Origin of the sequence: Bellilinea sp. (assembly GCF_034432615.1) — a bacterium.
GTDB lineage: Bacteria > Chloroflexota > Anaerolineae > Anaerolineales > Anaerolineaceae > Bellilinea.
In genome coordinates this window covers 1-5326 of record NZ_DAOUBL010000382.1, presented here as the reverse complement: position 1 = coordinate 5326, position 5326 = coordinate 1, and the positions used below count along the sequence as shown (strand labels likewise).

At 52.3% G+C, this 5326-nt stretch carries 5 protein-coding genes; 3 read left to right on the top strand and 2 right to left on the bottom strand.

Features of this window, described 5'->3' with window-relative positions; genetic code table 11:
- Together VAE48_RS16825 and VAE48_RS16820 are read left to right on the top strand one after the other, a co-directional pair.
- Window positions 1–1234: response regulator (locus VAE48_RS16825; RefSeq protein ID WP_322794495.1), on the top strand; the 1234-nt coding region annotated here is incomplete at its 5' end.
- A 21-nt stretch (window positions 1235–1255) separates the two neighbouring features.
- Window positions 1256–2215: an L-lactate dehydrogenase gene (locus tag VAE48_RS16820; RefSeq protein WP_322794494.1), complete on the top strand. Its 960-nt coding sequence runs from the start codon at window positions 1256–1258 to the stop codon at window positions 2213–2215.
- Here VAE48_RS16820 and VAE48_RS16815 read toward each other — a convergent pair.
- Window positions 2212–3918 (bottom strand): alpha-glucosidase, encoded by a 1707-nt coding sequence (locus VAE48_RS16815; RefSeq protein ID WP_322794493.1) that lies wholly within the window; start codon window positions 3916–3918, stop codon window positions 2212–2214. The genes VAE48_RS16820 and VAE48_RS16815 overlap by 4 nt on opposite strands.
- 165 nt (window positions 3919–4083) lie before the next feature.
- Between VAE48_RS16815 and VAE48_RS16810 the strand changes: the two genes are divergently transcribed.
- On the top strand, window positions 4084–4749 hold the full coding sequence (locus VAE48_RS16810; RefSeq protein WP_322794492.1) for a hypothetical protein: 666 nt from the start codon (window positions 4084–4086) through the stop codon (window positions 4747–4749).
- On the opposite strand, the gene VAE48_RS16805 is transcribed toward VAE48_RS16810, so the two are convergent.
- On the bottom strand, window positions 4727–5326 hold a 600-nt coding region (locus VAE48_RS16805; protein WP_322794491.1), incomplete at its 5' end, for a radical SAM protein. The two genes, VAE48_RS16810 and VAE48_RS16805, sit on opposite strands and share 23 nt — an antisense overlap.

The following is a 5326-nucleotide window of genomic DNA, read 5'->3' as shown; positions in this document are numbered from 1 at the left end:
GATTGATGACGAAATCATTTTCCATCGCATGATAGAACATGCCCTGCGTCCGCTGGGTCACATGGTTTACACCGAATTGACCGGCACGCAGGGATTGGAAGCCGCCAACATTCTCAAACCGGATATCATCATCACCGACCTAAACCTGCCCGACATTTCCGGCTATGAAGTTACTCGCCGCCTGCGCCGCGATCCCGCCTTTGCCCACACTCCCATCATGGTGCTGACCAGTCAGGCAGGGTTACAGGATAAACTGGCCTCGTTTGAATCCGGCGCAGATGATCACATCACCAAACCATTTGAGCCGGAAGAACTGGTTGCCCGCATGACCGTTTTGCTCCGCCGCATGGAGGTGATTCGTCATGCCTTGCCCAGCGGGGAAGGGGCAACTCCTACCAAACTGGCAAAGATGATCGCCGTTCATTCTTTACGCGGCGGAATTGGCACTTCCACACTGGCTGTAAATCTGGCATTGGGTCTTCGTTCACTGTGGAACAGCCCAACCTTGCTGATTGATCTGGTTTTGATGGCCGGTCAGGTAGCCTTGCTGTTGAACATGCCGCTGAAACGCACCTGGGCCGACCTGGCAGGGATTGACCCCATCGAAATGGATACCGAAGCTTTGCACTCGATCATTGAGAGCCATAAAAGCGGGTTGAGTTTTATTGCCGCACCAACCTTCCCTACCGAAGCGGAAATGCTCTCCGATGAAACCCTGAATGTGTCGCTCAAACTGCTCCGCCCTCATTACGATTATTTGATCGCCGATTTACCGCACGATTTCAGCGAAGTCGCTTTGATTGCCCTCGACATGGCCGATGTCATCTTGCTGGTTCTGGCTCCCGAACTTTCTTCGCTCCGAGCGGCGGCGGCGGCATTGGATACCTATGCAAAATTAAACTATCCGCCCGAAAAGATCAAACTGATCCTCAACAATGTTTTTCCCAAACATGGGCTGCCCCGCGACCGCATTGAACAGGCGCTCAAGAAACCTGTTACACTCAGCCTACCTTATTCACCGGATGTACTGGTACAATCCATTAACCTGGGCAAACCGATCTTGTTTCATTCTCCAGACGAACCCATCTCGATTTTATTGGAAGACTTTGCTTTCTTCCTCAGCACTGACGAACACAAGAAAAACCGACCGGAGAAGCCCACCCAGGCATGGAAACGGGTTTACGAACGCTTTATGGAAGCCCGCAAAGCCAAAGAAAAACAATCTCAACGATAAGTCAAAGCAAGGAGAAATGTCATGACTCACGTATTCAAGAAACCTACCCGCGTTGCCATTGTAGGGGCCGGAAATGTTGGGGCGACTTTTGCCTATTCGCTCCTCTTAAGTGGGTTGGCAAGTGAAATTGTGCTGATTGATGCCAATCACGCGAAAGCCGAAGGGGAAGCCATGGACCTGAATCACGCCATGCCGCTCGGCAGACCGGCGCGCATCTGGGCAGGGGATTATGAAGATACTGCAGGAGCGATCATCACCGTAATCACTGCCGGCTCGGCTCAGCGGCCCGGCGAAACCCGTTTGGATTTGGTACAGCGCAACACCGAAATTTTCAAGCAAATCATCCCAAAAATTGTGGAAAACAATCCTAATGGCATTTTACTGATTGCCACCAATCCGGTGGACATTCTCACTTATGTGGCTTTCAAAATTTCCGGATTCCGACGCAATCATGTCATCGGTTCGGGGACGGTGCTGGATACAGCCCGCTTCCGCTACCTGCTTTCTCAACATTTTGATGTTGACCCGCGCAGCGTGCATGCCCACATCATCGGTGAACACGGCGATAGTGAGGTGCCCGTCTGGTCGCTGGCCAACATCGCCGGTATGCGTTTGCCGCAGTACTGCGCTGTGAATGAATTGGGCTGCTCCGACGCAATTCTCCAATCAATCTTCGAGCAGACCCGCGATGCGGCCTATGACATCATCAAACGCAAAGGAGCAACCTACTACGGTATTGCCAGCGGTTTGACCCGTATTTGCGAGGCGATCATCCGCGATCAGGGCACCGTGCTTTCTGTTTCCAGCTACATTGACGAACCCTATTATGGAATCGAAGATGTGTGCTTGAGCCTGCCTACCATCGTGGATCTGGATGGTGTCGAACGCATTATCCGCCTCGACCTGAACGACGAGGAAATCGTTGGTTTGCAGAAATCAGCCGGTGTGCTGAAAAATATCATCTCCCAATTGAAGATTTAAAGGGTTTCAGCCAGCCCGATCCAGACTTCAAACGGCTGCAAGGAAAGAACGCCGTTCTCGACAAACCCTTCACTGCGGCGTGTTGAAAATACACACCGCAGATTTTTTATGTTTTCAGAAAGATGGGTTTTTGCACGGTGTGCTTTCATGTTCAGGGCAATCAGGCAGGTTTGATCTGCCGTTCGGCGCAGGAATGAAAACACATGCGGGTTGTGCCGATCCAACGGCTGATAATCGCCATGGATCAAAACCGGCAGGCTTTTACGCAATTGCAGTAAGCGGCGGTAATAGGCCAGCATCGAATCGGGCTGGTTATACTGCTCATCCACATTGACCCCTTCGCCAAAATTGGGGTGTACCGGCAGCCACGGCTTCACCTCGGCCGGGCAAAAACCAGCATTTGGCTGGTTTGCCCATTGAAGCGGTGTACGGCATTTATCCCTGCCGTACTGGATGGCATACAATTCGGCTTCCTGTGGCAAGCTGCCCAGCAATTCAATTTCGAGCCGGTAGGCATGCAAGCTCAACGGATCGCGAAAGTCCTCCACTTTCAGTCCAAGATGATTGACCATGCCAATTTCTTCCCCATTGTATAAAAACGGAGTTCCCTTCAGGGTCAGCAGCAGCGCCAGATTGACACGGGCAATTTGCCAATCATGTTTCCCATCCCCAAACTGGCTCATCATCCGCCCGGAATCATGGTTATTCAAAGTGTTACAGGGCCACGCCCCAGCCGGAAGGGATGAAAGCCTTTCTTCTTGATTTTTCCGCACCCAGCGCGGGGTGAGACGGTTGGTATGCATCAAAGGAAAATTGAAATTCAAATGGAGTTCGTCCTCTCCATTTCCGTAAAACCGGATATCCTCGGTTTCGCCAATTAAGACTTTCTCCGGAAATTCATCCACCACCTGACGAAGCTCCCGCATCAGCTCGTGCACTTCGGGCATATCCACCTGATGCCTGAACATGCGCAGCCAGCGGCGGTTAGCTTTTCGCTGCTCGGCTTTCGTCCGCGCCAACCGTGAGTCGCGATAAATGGCATCCAGGTGATCACCGGTCGCATGATTGGGGTAACCTTCCCGCTCAAAGATGGTGCCAATTGCATCCAATCGAAAGCCGTCCACACCGAGGTTCAGCCAGTAGCGCACGACATCGAACATCGCCTGTTTGACTTCGGGATTTCTCCAGTTCAAGTCGGGCTGTTGAGCAAAGAAAAAGTGGTAGTAATACTCCCCGGTTTGCGGGTCAAATGTCCAGGCCGGCCCGCCAAAAGTGGAGAACCAGTCATTGGGCGGCCCGCCGTCGCGTGGCGGCTTCCAGACGTACCAGTTCCGTTTGGGGTTATCCCTGCTGGAACGGGACTCCACAAACCAGGGATGCTGGTCGGAAGTGTGATTCAATACCAGATCCAGCACCAGGCGCATATCGCGGCGGTGTAATTCGTCCATAAAGCGGATGAATTGCTCCATAGTGCCATATTCGGGAGCCACTCCGTAGTAATCGCTCACGTCGTAGCCCCAGTCGATCTGAGGGGATGGAAAGTGGGGGGAAAGCCAGACGGCATCCACCCCCAACCAGTGCAGGTAATCCACTTTTTGGATCATACCCTCAAAATCACCAATGCCGTCGCCGTTGCCATCCGCAAAACTGCGCGGGTAAATCTGGTAAAAAACAGCCGACTGCCACCACTTCTTTTGACTCATGGAAGATATACTTACTCCTTTCTTGAAAACGATGTCTGTTTGAGTGAAATTCTAATAACAAAATCCATTGACGAAATCTTAACATCGCCATCAAAAAACCTTAACTGCCAGCGGTTAAGATTTGAATAAGGAAATTGGCTGAAAAACGACTCTTAAATCACAACTATGGAAATCAACCCGTCGCTCAATCTCTCCAACGAAATCCTGCCAATTGTACCGCAGAGATGGCATTACCGCCTGGCAGAATGGATCTCCCGTTTGTTTTCACCGCCGCTGGTGGCAACGGTTGCGCTTGCCGCCATAGCCCTGGCAGATTTTAGCAGAGCTGCATTGGCATGGGCTTTCCTGACCCTGCTCTTGATGATTCTCACACCAGCCGGTTACCTGGTTTATCTTCATCAACGCGGGCAAATTACCGATTTGGATGTTTACGTGCGCCATCAACGCACCCGCCCTTACCTGCTGAGTATTGGCTGCAGCTTGGTCACATTTGCCCTGCTTAACACCGCAAACGCCCCTTACCTGCTCCAAATCGTAGCTGCAGCAGCAATTTTTCAAACCAGCGGGTTGTTTGCGGTCAACCTGAAATGGAAAATTTCTGCCCATACCGCAGCAACAGCTGGTTTTTCTTCTCTGTTTTTTTTGGGTTGGCGGTATTTCCGCCTTGCCTGTCTGGCTTTTCATCCCTGTTGTCGCGTGGTCACGGGTGCACTTGAAGCGCCATACCCTTTACCAGACGATTGCCGGCAGCCTTTGGGGGGTGATCAGTTTTACGCTGGCATTCTGGCTGTTGCAGTAGTTGGCAGGCTTACTTCCCATCTTTCAAGATGACACCGCGCAATCCCTCATCGGTTATTTTCTCCAACCTGACCTGGCTGATTTGATTCCACAACGGATTGGGTGAAAAGGCTTCCACGCGGAGATAATGATCCGTCAGGCCGTGCAGCCGCCAGCCGTTTACTCCAACCTCATCACAGGATTCCCACAAAACGCCGGCTACACTCCCTATGAAACGCTGACGGTAAGTAAGCGATGACTGCCACAACACCTCCCGCATGCGAGTGTTGCGCTCCCGGATCACTGCCCCATGAACCATCCCCTTCATGCGCGCCGCTGCCGTCCCTTCGCGCACCGAATATGAAAAGACATGCCCACCCGCAAAGTTCATCTCCCGCACAAAAGCCAGACTTTCCTCAAATTCAGCGTCACTCTCCCCCGGAAAACCGACAATCACATCGGTCGTAATGGCAATCTCCGAGCAATGAGCGCGGGCAGATTCCAAAAGACGCCGATAAGCCGGCGGCGTGGTTTTGCGCACCATCCGCTTCAGGGTTGCAGCGCTGCCGGATTGAAGCGGCAGATGCAGGTGCCGGCACATGCGCGGATTTTCCCACAAGCGAAAAAACTC

Bases quoted from the DNA above. Each gene is read 5' to 3' on its own strand.
- VAE48_RS16820 (WP_322794494.1), top strand. From the start codon at position 1,256: ATGACTCACGTATTCAAGAAACCTACCCGCGTTGCCATTGTAGGGGCC.
- VAE48_RS16815 (WP_322794493.1), bottom strand. From the start codon at position 3,918: ATGAGTCAAAAGAAGTGGTGGCAGTCGGCTGTTTTTTACCAGATTTAC.
- VAE48_RS16810 (WP_322794492.1), top strand. From the start codon at position 4,084: ATGGAAATCAACCCGTCGCTCAATCTCTCCAACGAAATCCTGCCAATT.